The following is a 19,550-nucleotide window of genomic DNA, read 5'->3' as shown; positions in this document are numbered from 1 at the left end:
AGATGAACGCTATCGTCGTCGTCGAATCACCGGCCAAAGCCAAGACGATCAACAAATACCTCGGTGACGGGTTCACCGTGCTGGCGTCGTTCGGCCATGTGCGCGATCTGCCGGCACGTGACGGCAGCGTGCGCCCCGACGAGGATTTCGCGATGTCCTGGGAAGAGGACGCGCGGGGCGACAAGCAGGTGGCGGCCATCGCCAAGGCGCTCAAAGGAGCCGACACCTTATACCTGGCGACCGATCCGGATCGCGAGGGCGAGGCGATTTCCTGGCACGTCCGCGCGATGCTCGAATCCCGCAACATGCTGAAGGGCAAGATCGTCCGGCGCATCACCTTCAACGAAATCACCAAATCCGCCGTCCAGGCGGCAATGCGCGCGCCCCGCGAGCTCGATACGCCGTTGATCGAGGCGTATCTGGCGCGCCGCGCGCTCGATTACCTGGTCGGCTTCACGCTCTCGCCGGTGCTCTGGCGCAAACTGCCGGGCAGCAAATCGGCCGGGCGCGTGCAATCGGTCGCGCTGCGGCTGATCTGCGAACGCGAAGCCGAGATCGAAGTCTTCCGCAACCGGGAATACTGGACGATCGAGGCGATCTTCACGACGCCGGCGGGCGCGCCGTTCCATGCCAGGTTGACCCATCTGGACGGCAAGAAACTCGACCAGTTCGACCTCCCCAACGCCGAAGCCGCCGAGCGCGCGAAAGCCGCGGTCGAGCGCGGCGAATTTTCGGTCGTCTCGGTCGAGAAAAAGCGCACGCGGCGCAACCCGCCGCCACCGTTCACGACATCGACCCTGCAACAGGACGCCTCGCGCAAGCTGAGCATGACGGCGCAGCAGATCATGCGCACCGCCCAGCAACTGTATGAAGGTGTCGAAATCGGCGGCGAAACCGTCGGGCTGATCACCTATATGCGAACCGATGGCGTGCAGATGGCGCGCGAGGCGATCGGCGCCGTGCGCAGCCAGATCGGCTCGGCCTTCGGCCCCGACTACCTGCCCGCAGCGCCGCGCGAATATCAGACCAAGGCCAAGAACGCCCAGGAAGCGCATGAGGCGATCCGGCCGACCGATTTCACGCTCACGCCTGAGCGCGCGTCCCGCCACCTGAGCCAGGAGCAGGCACGGCTTTATGAGCTGATCTACAAGCGCGCCCTCGCCTCGCAGATGCAATCGGCCGAGCTTGATCAGACCAGCGTCGACATCGCGGACAAGGCCGGCACCACGCTGCGCGCGACCGGCTCGATCCTGGCGTTCGACGGGTTTTTGAAACTGTATCGCGAAGAACTCGACGACCACGCCGAGGACGAAGACTCCCGCCTGCTGCCGCCCATGGCCAAGGCCGACCCGCTCAATCGCGGCAAGGTCACCGCCGATCAGCATTTCACCCAGCCGCCGCCGCGCTTTTCCGAAGCGACGCTGGTCAAGAAAATGGAGGAGCTCGGCATCGGCCGGCCGTCCACCTATGCCTCGATCCTGACCGTGCTGCGCGAGCGCAATTATGTGCGGATGGACGCGCGGCGGTTCATTCCCGAGGATCGCGGCCGGTTGGTGACCGCGTTTCTGGTCAGTTTTTTCGCCCGCTACGTCGAGACCGGGTTTACCGCCGCACTCGAGGAAAAACTCGACGAAGTGTCAGACGGCAAGCTCGACTGGCGCAAGGTGATGCGCGATTTCTGGACCGATTTTTCCAACGCGATCGACCAGACCAAGGACCTCAAGATATCGGACGTGATCGACGCGCTCGATGAGGAACTCGGCCCGCATTTCTTCCCCGCGCGGGAGGACGGTTCCGATCCGCGCGTCTGCCAGGCTTGCGGCACCGGGCGTCTCGGCCTGAAACTCGGCCGTTACGGTTCGTTCATCGGCTGCTCCAACTATCCCGAGTGCCAGTACACCCGCAAACTCGCGATCGATGGCGCGGAAGATGGCGGCGATACGCTGCGCGATGGCATGAAGGTGCTGGGTGCCAACCCCGATGGGATTCCCGTCACGCTGCGGCGCGGACCCTATGGCCTGTATATTCAGCTGGGCGAACCCGATCCGGAAGACAAAAAGGCCAAGCCGCGCCGCGCCGCGCTGCCGAAAGGTGTGACCGGCGATGATCTGACGCTGGAGCAGGCGCTCGGGCTGCTGTCGCTGCCGCGCATCGTCGGCGTGCACCCCGAGACCAAGGCGGAAATTCAGGCCGGCATCGGCCGGTTCGGGCCCTATGTGAAAATGGGCCCGATCTTCGCCTCGCTCGACCGCGATGACGATGTTCTGGCGGTCGGGCTGAATCGCGCCGTGATGGTGCTGGCGAAGAAGCAGGAGGGCATCCGCGAGCTCGGCCCGCACCCGAAGGGCGGCGATCCGGTCATGGTCCGCAAGGGCCGATTCGGGCCCTACGCGCAGCACGGCAAGACGGTCGCCAACCTGCCGCGCGGCACCGAACTCGACACCATCACCCTCGATGAGGCGGTGACATTGCTGACCGAAAAGGGCAAGACGCTGGCGCCGAAAGGCAAAAAAGGCGGCAAACCGAGCGCAAAAAAACCCGCGGCAGAGCCCAGACCGGCGGGTGCCAAAAAGCCACCTACAAAAGCGGCAGTGAAATTGCCAGCCAAGGCTGCCGCCAAGCAGCAAGCGGGCACTAGGCCGCGAGCGAAGGTGAAGCCGAAAGCGAAATAGAGCCCGCTGGGGGCTCTATCGTGGCGTCATCGCTTGCAGAACGTGCCGATATTCGGGCCTCCGTTCAAGCAGCCGCTCGAGTCGATCGAGAACACCTGCGTCTGGTTGTTGTTCAGGATGACGACCTGTTGATTTTCGAGCTTGTAGGTACCCTGGGTCGTGTTGCCGCTGACCTGTACCTGCACCGCAGTCGCTGAGATAAAGTCAAGCGTGGCACCGACGATCGGGCTCGAGCTCTGCGCAACATAGGTGCCGTTCAGATGTTTGCCGCACGCAGCCAGAGTCAGAAGCAGAATGACGGGCAGAATAACCTTCTTCATTGCGCAAATTTCTTTCAGTTTTATCCGATCAACGGTCAATCCGCATCGGATCGGTCACATAGTCATTCACGGATTGGTGAAAAAGGGCCACGCAGGCTCGATTCAAATTGTGTCGGATCGTCAGTCAGGGAGCACAATCCTCTCAATCTTGAATTGATGACAAATCTCTTTTTTCATCATAGGGGGTATGAAATTGGAAGGGGATATTCGGGCTTGATCATGGACTCCATTGCCACGCGTATTTTTCAGCTGATTGCACATAATTTCGGCTGCGATCCTGCCGGCATTTCCCGCGCCACCACCGCGAGCGATGTCGCCGGCTGGGATTCGCTCTCGCACGCCGTGCTGTTAGTCACGGTCGAGCATGAATTCGCGATCAGGCTCAATCTTGAGCAGATCTTTGATGTAGACGATGTCGGCGGCCTGATCGATATCGTAACGGCGACGGTTCACCCCACGCCCTCCACCGCGGGCTGAACGGGCCCGATGCGGATCGCCGTGATTGGAAACTGCCATGCCGATATCGTCGCACAATCGGTGCGGGCGGCCATACGCGATCAGACAGCGGATTGCCGTCATATCATCAGCTATAAAACGATCTCCGACACGGATCGCGCGTTTGTCGAGGCGGCCGATCGAATCCTGATCCAGATCACGGATTTCAAACCCGATCAGGCTATATCAGCGCTGATCGCGCGAAAATCCGACATGATCGGGCGGTTTCCGCTAATCGCCGCAAGTTTTCTATATCCCGGCGCCGGCAAGCCCCATCCGAAAGCTGCGGCAAGCCGCAGCTTTTTCTGTCCGAGCGGGTATTATGAAGGCCAACTGAGCGAGCGTCTGCTGATCGATCTGATGCAAGCCCATGCCGATGAACCGCCCGAGGCGATCGTCGAGCGCTATCTTGCGCACGACTACGCCGCAACGCTCGATCTGGACCGTCTCTTCGAGATTAACCGGCTGAAAATGCGCCGGATTGGCGAAGCCGCCGGCCTCGATGTGTGGCCGCTGGTCGAGCGCCGGTTTCGCGACATCCCGCTATTCTGGACCTATCTGCACCCGAGCGGCGACCTGTTGCGCCCGATCGCCCGGCACGCCCTGAACCAGTTGAACCTGGGGCTGACACCGGCGACCATCGAAGTTGCGATCGGCGAGATCAAGGAGCCGCTTGGGTTTTCGCACATGCCTCTCCATCCCAGCATCGTGCGCCATTTCGGCATCGAGTGGGCAGGTCCTGCCTATCGCTATCGGCTGATGCCGGACGGCCGGTTCACCGCGGCTGAGTTTGCAATACGTTTCATAACCTTCGCGCATGATGCGCCTTTGCGCCAGGCGGTGTTCGACGTGCACCGCCACGTCGGTGTCGACGCAGCGGTAAAGGTACTGGAAGCTGCCCGTGCGCGATCGCCGGATAATGGCGACGTGCTGATCAACCTCGCGATCGGCTTTTGGAAGCTCGGACAGTTGAACCCCGCGATCGAGGCGACCACGGCAGCGCTCGAGCTCGATCCGACCCAGACCGAATGGGTGCGGTTCCTATGCATCCTGCTTCGCCAGGCTCGCCTGGTCTAGACTGAACAGCGCCGCCTCGGCCTCCCGCCGCCGCAACAGACCGGGCAGCACAACGCCGGCGGCGTAATCCCAGCGCACGAATTGCGCCGCCGCGCCCTGATAATCACCCTGGTTGAGCAGGGCGAGCAAGGTCGAGCGGTAGAAATTGCCCGCGCCGACGTTGTAGATGAAATCGATCAATGCAGCCTGTTGATTGGCATCAAGCGGCACGAACACGGCCGCAGAAACCACGTTCTGTGCGGCGGCCAGATCGCGTTCGACCAGCGCCAGCGCATCGGCCTGGCTGATCGCCGGCGTATCGGCGGTGACCGGATTGCCCCAGGCATCGGTCGTCGAACCATAGCCGATTGACCAGACGCCACCGGGATCGCGGTAGGGTTCGGCGCTGAAACCCTCGAACGGTTCCACCAATTGGGTTGCGGCGATCTGAAGCGGGTCGGGCGTTACTGCGGCATCCATCGGTAATCGTCTCCTGACAATGAACCAAAGACTTGCCATGAGGCCGGGGGGGTGAGAAACCATTAATACAACCTGTAAGTGCATGAACCGGTTCACCATCGATCGAGAGCAGAGACCCATATTGGACGACGGCGCGCGCGTGGCGGAATTCATGGCAGCGGCGATGACGGCGGAGATCGCCAGTTTCGACCTGTTCGACACGCTGGTGCAGCGCGCGGTCTGGCGGCCCGACGATGTGTTCACGCTGCTCGCCGCAAACCTGCCCGACCAGGTCAGTGCCTGGTTTGCCGCCGAACGCGGCCGCGCCGAGGCGGCGGTGCGCCGCGCATCCGGCACAACCGAGATCACGCTCGCCGCGATCTATGCCGAATTGCGCCGCACCGCACCGGCAGGGCTCGACCTGATGCCGATCATGGATCAGGAAATCGCCCTGGAAATCGAGGCCATCGCCGCAGATCCCAAAATCGCCGCTGCGTTTCACGCTCTGGTTGCAGCGGGCCGCCGGGTCATCATCGTGTCGGACATGTATTTGCCACGCCGCGCGATCGAAACCATGATCGAGCGCGCCGGTCTTGCGGGACATGAGCGGCTCTATCTGTCGAGCGAAACCGGGCACACCAAGGCCAGCGGTGCGGTGTGGGATGTGATTCGCGCCGATTTCGGGCTGGCGGCCGATGCGCGCATCGTTCATCTCGGCGACCACCCGGCGGCCGATTGCGCGGTTGCCCGCCGCTGCGGGATCACGCCGTTCCTGCTCTCGCCGCCCGAGCGCCGGTTGCCGGCGAACCGCTATCAACCCACGAGCAACGCGCTCGCCGACCTGCCGCATGCGCTGCTGCGCCGCGCACTCGGGGCACAAGCCGGCGACCCGTACTGGCTGACCCTTGCTTATCTGGTGGTCGCCCCCGCGGCGATCGGCATGGCCGGATTGATCCACAACCGCGTGCGCGCCGAACACCGCCACCCGTTCTTTCTGGCCCGTGACGGGCTGATCTTTCAGAAAGCCTATGAGGCCGCCTGGCGGACCGAGGCCACGCCCCCATCGCATTATGTCTGGTCGTCACGCCGGTGCCTCAACCTCGCCGCCATCACCACACTGGATGCCACCGACCTCGACTTCCTGTGTTCAGGGGTCAGCGACCTCACCATCGCCGATTACCTGCACCGCGCCGATCTCGATCCAACGGCCGGCGCGGTCGCGGCGGCGATGCATCAACACGGCGTGAACGGGCAAACTGCCGTGAACGACGCCGCATCCCGCGCGTCCTTGCGGGCGATCTTCACCGACCTCGCGGGGCCGATCATCGCGCGCGCCAGAATCGAGCGGCGCGATCTGCTGGCGCATCTCGACCAGATCGGGCTGTTCGATGGCAAGGCGCTGGTGGTCGATCTGGGCTGGCATGGCTCGCTGCAACGCTCGCTGATCCGGTTGGGCACGATTGCGCGGGGGGTCGCCCCGGACATCACAGGCGTCTATCTCGGCACCAGCGCCAGGCGCCAGCGCGACATTCCGGCCGAGGGATTTCTGTTCAGCGATGGGGCGCCGCAAGCGGTCGTCGCCGCAACCGTCGGGCGATCGTACGAGGTGCTGGAGTTGCTGTTCTCGGCACCGGAATCCGGGATCAGCCATGTCGCCTGCCGTGATGGCGTGCCCTATCCGGTGCGCCTGGCACAGACCGAGGAAGCCCCGCGCCTCGCCATCGCCGCGCTGATCCACGATGCCGTGACCGAGGTGGCGCAGGCCATGCGCCCCTATCTGCGGCCCGAGCACATCACGATGCTGCGCGACCTGGCGTGCACCCGCCTGACCGCATTGCTCGCCGCACCCGACCGCACCGATGCCGCGCATTTCGCGGAAATCCCCCACGCCGAAGGCTTCGCCGCTTCGTCCTACCGGCCGATCGTACCACCCTCCGGCCGATCGCCGTTCACCGCCGCCAGCGCCGCCCGCACCGCCTTCTGGCCGGCCGGATTTCTCGCCCGGCTCGATCCCGGCTCACGCTTTGCCGTGCGCGCGATCAATAGCCTGCACCGCCGCATCACCGCGCCAGCGTGAGCACCAGCCCGCCCGCACAGATCAGCGCGCCACCCACCAGCACCGGCCCATCCGGGCGAACTCCGTAGCCGAGCCAGTTGACCAACTGCGCCACGATGAAAAACAGCACCACATAAATGCCGAGCACCCGGCCGAAATCCCACGGCCCGAGATTGACGAAAATACCATAGGCCGCGAGCACCGCAGCGCCGCCGATCAGCCAGTAAATCCGCCCCGCCCCGCTCGCGTGCAGCCCATTGCGCATCAGCGCATCGCCGCCCACCTCCAGCGCTGCGGCAACCCCCAGCAGCAGCAGGATGGCGAAACCCTTCACCCGGCGCCGGTGATGATATCGAGCGCCGCTTGCAGCATGTACGAAGCCGCCGCGGCATCGACCCGTGCGGCCCGCCTCGAGCGCGAGACATCGGCCTCGATCATCGCCCGGTTCACCGCGGCCGAAGACAGGCGCTCATCCATCATCGCGGCGGGTAGATTGGTCGCGAAGGTGATCGCGTGCGCCCAGTCGCGCGCCGCCTGCGCCGCCGGGCCGTACGTGCCATCCATCGACAGCGGCAGCCCGATCACCAGCGCCGTCGCACCCTCCTTGGCGGCAATGTCGCGGAGCGTCTGCGCCATGTCGGCCAGTTTGCCCCGCTTCATCGCACCATAGGGCGAAGCGAGCCGCCGGCTGACATCCGACAACGCGATGCCGACGATGCGTGATCCGGGATCGAGCCCGATCAAGCGGGCGTTGCGGGGCATTGCAGCCACCAGATCGGTCAGGTTGAACAGTGTCATGGTCGCGTTTATGATCCAGACCGCACAGAAACCCAAGGGATGCCCATGTCGCTCGACCCCGCGACGGTTCGCCGTATCGCGAAACTCGCCCGTATCCGCCTCGCTGACGACGAGGTGCCGCGCCTTGAAGGCGAACTGAATGCGATTCTCGGTTACGTCGAACAATTGTCTGAAGTTAACGTCGATGGCGTGCAACCCCTGTCCGGCGGCGCGCAGATGGCCATGCGGCTGCGCGAGGATGCGGTGACCGACGGCAATTATCCCGACAAAATCCTGGCCAACGCACCAGACCGGATCGGCAATTTCTTTGCCGTGCCGAAGGTGGTGGAGTGACCATGCTGGACATGAGCATCGCCGAAGCGCTCGCGGCGCTGGCGGCGAAAAAAATCTCCGCGGTCGAACTGACCGACGCGCATATCAGCGCGGTCGAGGCGCTGAACCCGCGGCTCAATGCGTTCATCACCATCACCGCCGATCAGGCCCGCGCGCAGGCACGCGCGGCCGATGCGGCGCGGGCTGTGGGCAACGCCCCTGCCCTGTCCGGCATTCCGATCGCCATGAAGGATCTGTTCTGCACCGAAGGGGTGCGCACCACCGCGGGGTCGAAGATTCTCGAACCCTTCATCCCGCCCTACGAGAGCACGGTGTCCGCCCGGCTGAAGGCGGCCGGCGCGGTGATGCTCGGCAAGGCCAATCTCGATGAATTCGCCATGGGCTCATCGAACATCACCTCGGCCTATGGCGCGGTCGAAAACCCGTGGCAGCGTGATGATGGGGCGAAACTCGTCCCCGGCGGCTCCTCCGGTGGCTCGGCCGCAGCGGTCGCCGCGCGCATGGCGATGGGGGCGACCGGCACGGATACCGGCGGCTCGATCCGTCAGCCGGCATCGTTCACCGGCATCGCCGGCATCAAACCGACCTACGGGCGCTGCTCGCGCTTCGGCATCGTGGCGTTCGCCTCCTCGCTCGATCAGGCGGGGCCGATGGCGCGCACGGTCGAGGATTGCGCGATCCTGCTCGGCGCGATGAGCGGGTTCGATGAACGCGACAGCACCTCCGCCGACCGCCCGGTGCCCGATTTCCGGGCCGCCTGCGCGCGCGGCGTCCAGGGGCTGCGAATCGGCATCCCGCGCGAATACCGCGTCGATGGCATGGCGCCCGAGATCGAGACCCTCTGGCAATCGGGCATCGACTGGCTGAAACGGGCCGGCGCCGAGATCATCGATGTCAGCCTGCCGCACACCAAATACGGTTTGCCGGTGTATTACATCGTGGCCCCGGCCGAAGCCTCCTCGAACCTCGCGCGCTACGATGGCGTGCGGTTCGGCGCGCGGGTGGACGGCGCGGATCTGATCGATCTGTACGAGCGCACCCGCGCGGCCGGGTTCGGTGCGGAGGTGAAACGGCGGATCATGATCGGCACCTATGTTCTCTCGGCCGGGTATTACGATGCGTATTACCTGCGCGCCCAGAAGGTGCGCGCCCTGATGCTGCGCGATTTCAACGAGGCGTTCGCCACGGTCGATGCGATCCTGACACCGACGGCACCCTCGGCGGCGTTCGCGATCGGCGAAAAGATGGATGATCCGGTGACGATGTATTTGAACGACGTGTTCACCGTCCCCTCCAACCTCGCCGGCGTTCCCGCGATGTCGGTACCGGCGGGGCTCGATGCGCGCGGCCTGCCGCTCGGCCTGCAGGTGATCGGCCGGCATTTCGACGAGGAAACGGTGTTTGCCGTCTCCGCCACGCTCGAACGCGCCGCTGGGTTCACCGCCATGCCGGCGGTGCGCGCGGGAGCCAGCTCATGAGCTACACGATCGACGGCACCACCGGCCCCTGGGAATTGGTGATCGGGCTGGAAGTGCACGCCCAGGTGATATCAAAATCCAAGCTGTTCAGCGGTGCGGCGACCGATTTCGGCAGCGAGCCGAACACCCAGGTCAGCTTCGTCGATGCTGGTTTCCCCGGCATGTTGCCGGTGATCAACCGCGAATGCGTCGCCCAGGCGGTCCGCACCGGGCTGGGGCTGAACGCGCAGATCAACCTGGTTTCGCGATTCGACCGGAAAAACTACTTCTACGCCGATCTGCCGCAGGGCTATCAGATCAGCCAGTACGAACACCCGATCGTCGGCATGGGCACCATCGATATCGAGCTTGAATCGGGCGAAACCCGCTCGATCGGCATCACGCGGCTGCACCTCGAACAGGATGCCGGCAAGAGCATGCACGATCAGCACGCCAGCAAATCGCTGATCGATCTCAACCGGTCCGGTGTCGCGCTGATGGAAATCGTGAGCGAACCCGACATGCGCACGCCCGAGGAGGCCGGCGCCTACATCCGCAAGCTGCGCACCATCCTGCGCTATCTCGGCACCTGCGATGGCAATATGGACGAAGGCTCGATGCGCGCCGACGTCAATGTTTCCGTCCGCAAGGCGGGCGAGGCGTTTCGCACGCGTTGCGAAATCAAGAACGTCAATTCGATCCGCTTCGTGATGCAGGCGATCGAGGCGGAAGCACGACGCCAGGTCGAGATCTGGGAATCCGGCGGCGAGGTGACACAGGAAACCCGCCTGTTCGACCCCGCGCGCGGCGAAACCCGCTCGATGCGCAGCAAGGAAGACGCCCATGACTATCGATACTTCCCCGAGCCCGACCTGCTGCCGCTGGTGCTCGATGAAGCCTGGGTTGCCACGCTGAAGACCGAACTGCCCGAACTGCCGGATGCCAAGCGAGCGCGGTTGATGCAGGATTACGGAATTTCGCGCTACGAATCAGCGATTTTCGTGATGGAGCAGGTCACCGCCGATTTCTTCGAAACCGTCGCCACGGGCCGCGACGCCAAGCAGGTCGCGAACTGGATGCTCGGCGATTTTTTTGCCGCACTCAACCGCACCGGCCGCAGCATCGAGAACAGCCCGGTCAGCGCGGCCGATCTCGGCGCGCTGCTCGATCTGATCAAGGATGGCACGATCAACGGCAAGATCGCCAAGGAAGTCCTGGAACTGATGGTCGAAACCGGCGAGGCGCCGGGTGCCATCGTCGAGGCGCGCGGCCTGCGCCAGGTGACCGACACCGGCGCGATCGATGCCGCGATCGATCAGGTGATCGCCGCCAATCCGGACAAGCTCGCCGAGTACAAATCGGGCAAGGATAAATTGTTCGGGTTCTTCGTGGGTCAGGTGATGAAGGCGATGGCCGGCAAGGGCAATCCCGCCCTCGTGAACGAGGCGCTCAAACAAAAGATCGGCGCACCCGCAGCATGAAGCGCAGGCCGGGGCGTTGGTGGCTGGCTGCCCCGATCCTCGCACTGATGCTCGGCGCCGTCATCGCACCGGTCGCGGCCTGGGCCGACCCGGTCGTGCCGGTCACCGGGCTGGTGCCGCCGCTCGCCTTTACCATGACCGATGCGAGCACCGGCAAAAGCGTCACCGCCGCCGCGTTTCGCGGCAAGACCATCCTGCTGTATTTCGGCTACACCAACTGCCCGGATGTCTGCCCCGACACGCTCTACAAGGTGCATCAGCTTTACCTCAAGCTCGGTGCCGCGGCGGCCAACACGGTGTTTTTGTTCGTCACGGTCGACCCGGCACGCGACACGACCCCGGTTTTGCGCCGATACCTCGCCCTGTTCGACCCGCATTTCGTCGGGCTGCGCGGCTCGGCCAATCAGATCTATCGGCTGACGCGGCGCTACCGCGTCGTCGCCTCGGTGCATCCCTCGCCCAATCCGCAGGCGTATCAGGTGGTGCATTCGGCGCTGATCTATGGCTTCGGTCCGCACGGCAACGCGCGGTTCATCATCCCCGACCTCGGCTCGAACCAGCACCCCGACTATCCCGCACTCATCACCGATATCGAATCGCTGCAATCGAAAACCCAGCCGCGCGGTCTGCTGACCTGGCTCGCCCGCCTCGGTTAACCGCCGGGTTTGAGCGTCGCCAAATAATCGGCGACCGCGCGCCGCTCGGCCGGCGTCAGCGCGGCCGCATTGTTCTTCATCACGTAATTATGACCGACCCGGCCCGTCGCGATCGCGTCCAACGCTGCCAGCGTGGTCGCGACCGGCAAGCCCGCAAGCGCCGATGCCCCGATGGCGGCATTGCCCCGCAAGCCGACGCCGTGACACGCCATGCACGGCAGCGCGCCGGTTGCTGTGCCATGCACGACGATCCGTGCACCCGCCGTCACATCACCCGCCTGCCCAGCCGCGCCGAGCACGAGGGCCAGCAGGCCCAAGAGGATCGGATGCCTCATGGCGTCGCAGGCTTACCGTCCGCGCCGTAGACCGCAAATTTCACGACCATCGGCGGCAGGCCGGCAAACAGCAGGGTCACGGCAGCGGCATCGCCGGGTTTCATGTGCGGCTGCATACACATGATATGATAGCCGCCGGGCGCGAACCGGAAATCGCCATGCGCCGGCACCGTGACCGACGGCACCATGCTCATCCGGTCCACACCGCTTCGATTGACGCTCCGATGCAGCATCGCCATGCCGCACGCGGCCGATCGCACGCCCGTGAGCACGGCCGGTGACGCACCCGCGTTATGCAGCGTGACGAAACCACCGGCGGGGATTTCAGGCAGCAGATAGCGAAACCACGCATCCCGCGCCGTGATCGGCGAGGGTGCCCCCGCCATCGCCCCCCGCGTGCCGATCGCGAGCATCGCGATGGCCGCGAGCAGCCAGCGCGTCATGCCGCGCCGGACAGGGTCTTGCGCACCAGGGAAGCCACCTGCGGCAATTGCGGCGTGCCGGTCGGCAGCGCCGGTAGCACCGCGACGGCATGGCCATCCGGCGCGAACAGATAGGTCGCGTCACTATGGCCGATGCCGGAAACCGGATCAGGCGAATCGGCCCCGCTCGGTGCCTTGTAGAACACGCCGAACCGCGCGGCCGCCGTCTTGAGTTCGCCTGGCGTGCCACGCAGACCGGTGAATACCGGTGGCGGCCCGAACTGCGCCATGAATTGTTTCAGCCGCGCCGGCGTATCGTAGTCGAGATCCACCGTGACGAACGCAATCCGCAGGCGCTGCCCGTCGTTGCCAAGCAGCGACACCAGATGCGCCGCGTTTTGCATGGTCAGCGGGCAGGAATCCGGGCAGCGCGTGAAGCCGAAATACAAAATGGTCGGATGGCCGCGAAACGCCGCCTCGGTGATGGTGTTGCCGGTCTCGACATCGTCCATCCGGAACTTCAACGACTTCATATGCCCGCCGACCGGCACGAACGCCGGCAAGGCCGGATCAGCCGCCGCCCGCCGCACGAGCAGCGATGCGCCGATCGCCGCGGAAGCGCCGCCAAGCCATTGCCGGCGGCCGATTGTCAGACTGGTCATGCGAGGGCTCCGTTCTAGGGCTGGCAGGAAGGGAGGTTGAAGGAAGAACGCCTGGTTCGTTCCCAAACCATCAGACGCCGCCTTGCTACCGCGCCACCTCCCGCACCGCAAATCATGATCGCGCGACCTCACGCCACAGCGGCTTGACCGCCGCCGCCGCCTCGCCCATGCCGCACGGCGATGAGACATCGATCCCCCGCCGCCCAGGCTACCCTGGTCATTCTGCTGGCCACCGCCATCCGCCTCGCATTCGCCGCCGGCATGGGTCTCGGCATCGACGAGAGCTACATGGTATCGGCCGTGCATACCTATCAACTCTCCTATTTCGATCATCCGCCGATCTCCTGGTGGATGGAACTGACCATCCAGCACCTCACCGGGCTGCACACGCCGTTGATCGTGCGCCTGCCGTTCATTGCGCTGTTCGCTGGCACCGGGGCATTGATGTTCGGCTTCACCCGGCGCCTGTTCGGGCCGCGCGCGGCGGTCTGGGCGGTCGTGGCGCTGAACGTATCGCCGGTGTTTGCGCTCGCCTTCGGCACCTGGGTGCTCCCGGATGGCCCGCTCGACTTTTTTCTGCTCGCGGCGGCCTGGGCGCTCGCGCGGGCGGGCGGCGTCGCACAGCCTGAACGGGCGGCGGAGCCCGAACCGGCGTTCTGGCCGCTGGCCGGGCTGTGCGCCGGCCTCGCCATGACCTCGAAATACAATGCCGCCCTGAATTTGCTGGGCGCGCTGGCCTTCCTGATCCTCGATCCGCGCGGCCGCCGCGCGCTCGCCAGCGCCGGGCCGTGGCTCGCCTGCCTGATCGCGCTGCTGGCGTTCTCGCCGGTGCTGTTGTGGAACGCGCTGAACCATTGGGCCTCGTTCGGCTACCAGGGCGCGCGGGCGACCGGATTCGGCATTCATCCGCTGCGCCCGTTCATCGTCTGGGCCGGCGAGGCGGTGTTCATCGCGCCGTGGATTTTCATCCCCATGGCATGTCTGCTGATCGGCGGCCTGCGCACCGGGGCGGATCGGCGGGCGCGGTTCCTCGCACTGCTCGGCATTATCCCGATCGTGCTGTTTTCAGCGATATCGTTCTGGTCGTCGCGCAAAATCCTGTTTCACTGGGCCGCCCCCGGCTATCTGATGTTGTTTCCCCTGCTCGGCGACTGGCTCGCCCGCCTCGGCACCGCCGCGCGCCGCTGGGCCGCGGGCGTCGCCTGGGGCACCGCCGCCGTGCTGACGCTGGCCGTACTGTTCATCGGCGCACAATTGCAGTTCGGCATCGTGCCGGGGTTCAACGCCCGCTTCGCACCCGGCAAATCCCCCGAATTGCAGGCGATCGACTGGCGCAGTTTTCGCGCGGCGCTGGCGGCACGCGGCGAGCTGTCCCGCCCGAACCTGGCACTCGCCGCGCTGCGCTGGTACGACGCTGGAAAAATCGCCTATGCGGTCGGCCCGACCATGAAAGTCGCGGTATTCGAGGGCGATCCGCATGAGTTCGGCATCACCACGCCGCCACAATCATTGATCGGCGATGATATTCTGATCGCCGCGATGCCGGGTGACGTCCCCGCGGTCATGCAGCGCTATGCGCAGCGCTTCGCCTCGATCAGCATCGAAAAGCCAATCGACATCACCCATCACGGCCGCGTGCTGCTGCGGATACCGATGCTGCTGGGGCATGATCTGCAATCCTGGCCGACACCGGGCCCCTGATCGCCACGGGCGCGGCTAGCGCATCCGTGAACTGACCTTGGCTAAACGTTTGCTTGATCGGGCGTTCGCTTGATCGGGGCATGGTGACTGCCCATCTATTACACAATGTTACCTGACCTCATGCCCACCCATGCGCTGTTCCTCGACCTGGACGGCACCTTGCTCGATTTCGCGCCGACCCCGGCCGAGGTCGTGGTGCCCGATGGCCTGCCGGCGCTGCTGGCTGCCCTGGCTTCCGCGCGCAACGGCGCCCTCGCAATCCTGTCCGGCCGCACCATGGACGATATCGATGGCGTCACCGGCGCGCCCTTCCCCGCCGGCGCGGAACACGGCTTTGTCTGCCGCGACAGCGCCGGTGTGATCCATCAGCCGATCACCACCACCGCAAACCGCCCCGCCTGGCGCCAGGCGTTGGATGATGCGGCGGCGACCATGCCGGGCGTCGCGATCGAGCAGAAACGCTACACGCTGGTCGCACATTTCCGCCGTGCGCCGGACCATGGCCCGGCGCTGCGCGCGCTGATCGACCGGTTGATCGCAGGCGTGCCCGATATCGAGGTTCTGCCCGCCAACATGGCCTGGGAAATCCGCCCGGCCGGCGCGGACAAAGGCCGCGCGCTCGACTGGTTCATGCAACAAACACCCTTTGCCGGCCGCGTGCCGGTGTTCGTCGGCGATGACACCACCGATGAAGCGGCGATCGCGGCGGCCAAGGCGCAGGGCGGCATCGGTCTGAACGTGCATCGCGATTTCGATGGCACAACCAACGCCGTCCGCGCCTGGTTGGCACGCGCCGTCGCGGAGCCGCAGCCATGAGCCGCCTCGTCGTCGTTTCCAACCGGGTATCGATGCCGACCGAGCGCGGCGCCAAGGCCGGCGGCCTCGCGGTGGCGCTGGCCGAAGCGATGACCCCGGGCTCGCTCTGGTTCGGCTGGTCCGGCAAGCGCGGCGCGACCTCCTCCGATCAGGCGACGGTCATCGATCACGGCGGCCTCACCTACGCCACGGTCGATCTGAGCGAATCCGATTACCGGCGCTTCTATGTCGGATTTTCCAACGGCTCGCTCTGGCCGCTGCTTCATTACCGGACCGGCCTGCTCGATTTCAAACGCGATGATTACGAGGGCTACCTCACCGTCAACGATCTGTTCGCCGATCGCCTGGTCCCCCTGCTTCGGCCGGACGACACGATCTGGATTCACGACTACCAGCTCCTCACCATGGCCGATGCGTTGCGCCGCAGGGGTGTGAAAAACCGCATTGGGTTCTTCCTGCACATCCCCTTCGTGCCGCCCGCCGTGCTGCACGTGCTGCCCTCGGCCGCGGTGCTGGTGCGCGCGCTCGCGGCCGCCGATCTGGTCGGGTTTCAGACCCATGGCGATCGGATGAATTTCCTGGAATCGGTCGCATCCTGCATGGATGTCCACCCCGATGACAACCACAGCTTCACCCATAACGGCCATCGGACAGAAACCATCGTCGCGCCAATCGGCATCGATGCCGATGGCTTCGCCCGCACCGCCCGCCGCGCCGCCGGCATGGCGGAGACCAAACGCCTGATCGAAAGCCTGGTCGGCCGCGCCCTGGCCATCGGCGTCGACCGGCTCGACTACACCAAGGGGCTGCCGCAGCGCTTCGATGCGTTCGGCCAGCTGCTGCACCGCCACCCCGAACATCTGCGCCGCATCAGCCTACTGCAAATCGCCGCCCGCTCGCGCGAGGACGTCGACCGCTATCAGTCGCTGCGCCGCGAACTCGACCGCAAGGCCGGCGACATCAACGGCGCCTATTCCGATTTCGACTGGACGCCGCTGCGTTACATGACCCGCACGGTCAACCGCAACACCATCGCCGGGTTCTATCGCCTCGCCCGCATCGCGCTGGTGACGCCGCTGCGCGATGGCATGAACCTGGTCGCCAAGGAGTTCATCGCCGCGCAGGATTCCAGCGATCCCGGCGTGCTGGTGCTGTCGCGCTTCGCCGGTGCAGCGGAGGAAATGACCGAGGCGCTGATCGTCAACCCCTACGACGCCGATGCGGTGGCCGATGCGATGCACGCCGCCCTGATCATGCCGCTCGAGGAACGCAAGGCGCGCCACGCCGCCCTGCTGGCCAAGGTGCGGCGCACCACCGCCGCCTCGTTCTGCCGGGATTTTTTAGCCCGGCTCAAGGCGATCGAAATCGACGCCTGACAGCGCCGCCCGCAGCGTATCCGGCACCGCGGCGACCGCGCTGACCATCGGGTCGAGCGGCAGAACCAACCGGCGCGCGAGCAGGCACAACCCCTTGGCCGCCTTGCCGTACAGCGGATCACCGACGATCGGATACCCCATATCAGCGCAATGGACCCGAAGCTGATGGGTCCGCCCGGTGCGCGGTGAGAGCTCAAGCACCGCGCGCCCGTTCGATGCCGCGAGCACGCGCCAGTCGCTGATGGCGGGCTGCCCCTTGGGATCGACCACCATGCGCCAGCCGGATGGCGTGGTCTGCTTGCGCAGCGGTGCCGAAATCGTGCCGTGCGGTTCGCGGGGCACACCCTGCACCACCGCCCAGTAGGTTTTCCGCACGGTATGGGCCGCGAAGGCGGCCTGCAGCGCGACCAGCGTGGTCTTGCGCCGCGCGATCGCGAGACAGCCGGCGGTATCGGCATCCAGCCGATGCGCGAGCCACGGCCCGTCATGCCCGCGCCGCCACTGCGGAAAAAAATCCTCGACACTCGCGCCCCCGCGCGGACCGGCGTGGCAGGCCAGACCGGAAGGCTTATCGATGATCAGCAGATGATTGGATTGATACAAAATCGCCGGCAGCACGACATCACCTCAACACCCACCGTGAGCCCAACCCTGCGCGTGACCCGCTCCACACGCACCAACCCAGCATAACAAAGTTTTTTTGCTTCTTTTTTTGCAGAAAAAGAAATGGTTCCCTCACACCCGCAATCACATCCGCCGAACCGTATAAACCTCCTCGAGCGCCGCCACGATCGCGTTCCCATGCGCCGCATCCCGCGCCTCGATCATGATTTCCAGATGCGCCGCCTGCACGGTCGGCGAGGCGAACAGCCGCTGGTGCACGACTTCGATGATATTGCCGCCGCCATTGCCGATCCGCGCGGCGATATCGGCCAGCACGCCCGGGCGATCGGGGATTTCCATCAGAATTTTCAGGATGCGGCCGTCGCGCAGCAGATTGCGCAGCAGGGTATTGGCGAGGGTGCGGGTATCGATATTGCCACCGCAGATCGGCAGCGCCACGGTCTTGCCGGCGAAACGATCGGGAAAGCTCAGCACCGCCGCGAGCCCGGCCGCGCCGGCGCCTTCGGCCACCAGTTTGCTGCCTTCGATCAGCAGCGCGATCGCCTGTTCCACCGCCGCTTCCGGCACCACCAGCACCTCGGTGCCGAGATCGCGCAGGATCGACAGCGGCAGGCGCCCGATATCGCGCACCGCGATGCCTTCAGCGATGGTCGCACCCCCCACCTCGATCGGCTTGCCGGCCAGCGCCTGGGCGAACCCGGCATAAGACTCCACCTCGACGCCCAGCACCGTCAGCGCCGGGCGCCGTGCGCGCGCCGCGATGGCGCAGCCCGACAAAAATCCGCCGCCGCCGGTCGGCACCACCATGATATCCAGATCGGCCGCATCCTCGATGATTTCGAGCGCCATGGTGCCCTGCCCCGCGATCACCGCGGGATCGTCATACGGGTGCACGAACACCAGCGATTCCGCCCGCGCCAGTTCATGCGCATGGCTCGCCGCTTCGGCCAGGGTTTCGCCGTGCAGCAAGACGCGGGCACCCCAGGCGCGGGTGCGCATCACCTTGGTGGTCGGCGTGAAGCGCGGCATCACGATGGTCGCGGCAATGCCGGCCAGCTGCGCATGGCGCGCCACCGCCTGGGCGTGATTACCGGCGGACATCGCGATCACGCCGCGCGCACGCTCGGCCGCACTCAGCAGCGCGATCCGGTTGGCCGCCCCGCGTTCCTTGAACGCGCCGGTCGCCTGCAGATTTTCGAGCTTCAGCAGTACGCGCGCACCGGTCGCACGCGACAGCGCATCCGAATAGACCAGCGGTGTGCGCTGCACCGCGCCGGCGATGCGCGGAACCGCCGCCTCGATATCCTCGATCGTGACCAACGGCTCAGCCGAACCGGACGGTCAAAATCTCGTAGCTGCGATCGCCACCGGGTGCCGGCACCGAAACCGTATCGCCCGGCTTTTTGCCGATCAGTGATTTCGCGAGCGGCGAGGTCACCGAAAGCCGGCCGAGCTTGATATCCGCCTCATGCAGACCGACGATCTGATAGCGCACCTGCTTTTCGGTCTCCTCGTCGATCAGTTCGACCTGCGCACCGAATTTGATCGTATCGCCCGACAACGTCGCCGGGTCGATCACTTCGGCGGCGGAAATAATTTCCTCCAACTCCGCAATACGCCCCTCGATAAACGATTGGCGCTCCCGCGCGGAATGATATTCCGCGTTCTCCGACAAATCGCCATGGCTGCGCGCCTCGGCGATCGCGCGAATGATCGCAGGTCGCTCCTCCACCTTGAGGTGGCGCAATTCGGTTTCGAGACTGGTCAATCCGGGCCCGGTCATCGGGAATTTTTGCACGGCGATTCCTTACGTCAGAGACGTCAGCAGGCG

21 protein-coding genes are annotated in these 19,550 nt (G+C 65.3%); 11 read left to right on the top strand and 10 right to left on the bottom strand.

Going from position 1 to position 19,550, the window contains the following annotated elements; translation table 11 throughout:
• Nucleotides 1–2 precede the first annotated feature (2 nt).
• A complete protein-coding gene (gene topA, locus BW994_RS13245; protein ID WP_029314681.1) occupies nucleotides 3–2,672 on the top strand; it encodes a type I DNA topoisomerase in 2,670 nt (889 codons plus the stop codon).
• A gap of 26 nt (nucleotides 2,673–2,698) precedes the next feature.
• Here topA and BW994_RS19710 read toward each other — a convergent pair whose 3' ends face one another.
• Entirely contained in the window at nucleotides 2,699–2,992 is a 294-nt protein-coding gene (locus BW994_RS19710; RefSeq protein WP_029314682.1) for a putative periplasmic lipoprotein, read from the bottom strand.
• Between the two features lie 219 nt (nucleotides 2,993–3,211).
• Between BW994_RS19710 and BW994_RS19705 the strand changes: the two genes are divergently transcribed.
• Together BW994_RS19705 and BW994_RS13230 are read left to right on the top strand one after the other, a co-directional pair.
• The gene (locus tag BW994_RS19705; RefSeq protein WP_076454635.1) at nucleotides 3,212–3,469 is read left to right on the top strand and encodes an acyl carrier protein; all 258 of its coding nucleotides are present in this window, start codon (nucleotides 3,212–3,214) and stop codon (nucleotides 3,467–3,469) included.
• Between the two features lie 9 nt (nucleotides 3,470–3,478).
• A complete protein-coding gene (locus tag BW994_RS13230; RefSeq protein WP_029314686.1) occupies nucleotides 3,479–4,564 on the top strand; it encodes a WcbI family polysaccharide biosynthesis putative acetyltransferase in 1,086 nt (361 codons plus the stop codon).
• On the opposite strand, the gene BW994_RS13225 is transcribed toward BW994_RS13230, so the two are convergent.
• Nucleotides 4,529–5,023: a lysozyme gene (locus tag BW994_RS13225; RefSeq protein ID WP_029314688.1), complete on the bottom strand. Its 495-nt coding sequence runs from the start codon at nucleotides 5,021–5,023 to the stop codon at nucleotides 4,529–4,531. The genes BW994_RS13230 and BW994_RS13225 overlap by 36 nt on opposite strands.
• Nucleotides 5,024–5,105: 82 nt before the next feature.
• On the opposite strand from BW994_RS13225, the gene BW994_RS13220 reads away from it, so the two are divergent.
• The gene (locus tag BW994_RS13220) at nucleotides 5,106–7,079 is read left to right on the top strand and encodes a hypothetical protein (RefSeq protein ID WP_139334109.1); all 1,974 of its coding nucleotides are present in this window, start codon (nucleotides 5,106–5,108) and stop codon (nucleotides 7,077–7,079) included.
• Here the strand turns inward: BW994_RS13220 and BW994_RS13215 are convergent.
• Nucleotides 7,063–7,392: a YnfA family protein gene (locus tag BW994_RS13215; protein WP_029314690.1), complete on the bottom strand. Its 330-nt coding sequence runs from the start codon at nucleotides 7,390–7,392 to the stop codon at nucleotides 7,063–7,065. The genes BW994_RS13220 and BW994_RS13215 overlap by 17 nt on opposite strands.
• Nucleotides 7,389–7,856 (bottom strand): Holliday junction resolvase RuvX, encoded by a 468-nt coding sequence (ruvX, locus tag BW994_RS13210; protein WP_029314691.1) that lies wholly within the window; start codon nucleotides 7,854–7,856, stop codon nucleotides 7,389–7,391. The genes BW994_RS13215 and ruvX overlap by 4 nt, the downstream gene beginning before the upstream one ends.
• A 45-nt stretch (nucleotides 7,857–7,901) precedes the next feature.
• On the opposite strand from ruvX, the gene gatC reads away from it, so the two are divergent.
• From gatC to BW994_RS13190, 4 genes are read left to right on the top strand one after another with little or no spacing between them, the layout of a single operon-like run.
• Nucleotides 7,902–8,189 (top strand): Asp-tRNA(Asn)/Glu-tRNA(Gln) amidotransferase subunit GatC, encoded by a 288-nt coding sequence (gene gatC / locus BW994_RS13205; RefSeq protein ID WP_029314692.1) that lies wholly within the window; start codon nucleotides 7,902–7,904, stop codon nucleotides 8,187–8,189.
• 2 nt (nucleotides 8,190–8,191) lie between these two features.
• Entirely contained in the window at nucleotides 8,192–9,667 is a 1,476-nt protein-coding gene (gatA, locus tag BW994_RS13200) for an Asp-tRNA(Asn)/Glu-tRNA(Gln) amidotransferase subunit GatA (RefSeq protein ID WP_029314694.1), read from the top strand.
• A complete protein-coding gene (gatB, locus tag BW994_RS13195; protein ID WP_029314696.1) occupies nucleotides 9,664–11,127 on the top strand; it encodes an Asp-tRNA(Asn)/Glu-tRNA(Gln) amidotransferase subunit GatB in 1,464 nt (487 codons plus the stop codon). The genes gatA and gatB overlap by 4 nt, the downstream gene beginning before the upstream one ends.
• On the top strand, nucleotides 11,124–11,783 hold the full coding sequence (locus tag BW994_RS13190) for an SCO family protein (RefSeq protein WP_076454629.1): 660 nt from the start codon (nucleotides 11,124–11,126) through the stop codon (nucleotides 11,781–11,783). The genes gatB and BW994_RS13190 overlap by 4 nt, the downstream gene beginning before the upstream one ends.
• Here the strand turns inward: BW994_RS13190 and BW994_RS13185 are convergent.
• The 3 genes from BW994_RS13185 to BW994_RS13175 are packed head-to-tail and all read right to left on the bottom strand — an operon-like array spanning nucleotide 11,780 to nucleotide 13,202.
• On the bottom strand, nucleotides 11,780–12,118 hold the full coding sequence (locus BW994_RS13185) for a c-type cytochrome (RefSeq protein WP_051657702.1): 339 nt from the start codon (nucleotides 12,116–12,118) through the stop codon (nucleotides 11,780–11,782). The two genes, BW994_RS13190 and BW994_RS13185, sit on opposite strands and share 4 nt — an antisense overlap.
• Nucleotides 12,115–12,561, bottom strand: coding sequence for a copper chaperone PCu(A)C (locus BW994_RS13180; protein ID WP_029314702.1), 447 nt, complete (start codon nucleotides 12,559–12,561; stop codon nucleotides 12,115–12,117). The genes BW994_RS13185 and BW994_RS13180 overlap by 4 nt, the downstream gene beginning before the upstream one ends.
• Nucleotides 12,558–13,202: an SCO family protein gene (locus BW994_RS13175; protein ID WP_029314703.1), complete on the bottom strand. Its 645-nt coding sequence runs from the start codon at nucleotides 13,200–13,202 to the stop codon at nucleotides 12,558–12,560. The genes BW994_RS13180 and BW994_RS13175 overlap by 4 nt, the downstream gene beginning before the upstream one ends.
• Before the next feature lie 180 nt (nucleotides 13,203–13,382).
• Here BW994_RS13175 and BW994_RS13170 point away from each other — a divergent pair, with 180 nt between their 5' ends.
• From BW994_RS13170 to BW994_RS13160, 3 genes are all read left to right on the top strand, one after another.
• Entirely contained in the window at nucleotides 13,383–14,903 is a 1,521-nt protein-coding gene (locus tag BW994_RS13170) for an ArnT family glycosyltransferase (protein WP_029314705.1), read from the top strand.
• Between the two features lie 105 nt (nucleotides 14,904–15,008).
• Nucleotides 15,009–15,719, top strand: coding sequence for a trehalose-phosphatase (gene otsB / locus BW994_RS13165; protein WP_029314706.1), 711 nt, complete (start codon nucleotides 15,009–15,011; stop codon nucleotides 15,717–15,719).
• The gene (locus BW994_RS13160; RefSeq protein ID WP_029314707.1) at nucleotides 15,716–17,095 is read left to right on the top strand and encodes an alpha,alpha-trehalose-phosphate synthase (UDP-forming); all 1,380 of its coding nucleotides are present in this window, start codon (nucleotides 15,716–15,718) and stop codon (nucleotides 17,093–17,095) included. Before otsB ends, BW994_RS13160 begins: the two co-directional genes overlap by 4 nt.
• On the opposite strand, the gene BW994_RS13155 is transcribed toward BW994_RS13160, so the two are convergent.
• The 3 genes from BW994_RS13155 to greA form a co-directional block, all read right to left on the bottom strand.
• Complete coding sequence (locus tag BW994_RS13155) at nucleotides 17,060–17,713, bottom strand: RluA family pseudouridine synthase (RefSeq protein WP_029314708.1); 654 nt, start codon at nucleotides 17,711–17,713, stop codon at nucleotides 17,060–17,062. The two genes, BW994_RS13160 and BW994_RS13155, sit on opposite strands and share 36 nt — an antisense overlap.
• Before the next feature lie 129 nt (nucleotides 17,714–17,842).
• Entirely contained in the window at nucleotides 17,843–19,039 is a 1,197-nt protein-coding gene (locus BW994_RS13150) for a threonine ammonia-lyase (RefSeq protein ID WP_029314709.1), read from the bottom strand.
• 4 nt (nucleotides 19,040–19,043) lie between these two features.
• The gene (greA, locus tag BW994_RS13145) at nucleotides 19,044–19,517 is read right to left on the bottom strand and encodes a transcription elongation factor GreA (RefSeq protein ID WP_029314711.1); all 474 of its coding nucleotides are present in this window, start codon (nucleotides 19,515–19,517) and stop codon (nucleotides 19,044–19,046) included.
• Nucleotides 19,518–19,550: the final 33 nt, after the last annotated feature.

Source organism: Acidiphilium rubrum (assembly GCF_900156265.1).
Classification (GTDB): Bacteria; Pseudomonadota; Alphaproteobacteria; order Acetobacterales; family Acetobacteraceae; genus Acidiphilium; species Acidiphilium rubrum.
This window is presented reverse-complemented; position numbering and strand designations above follow the sequence as displayed.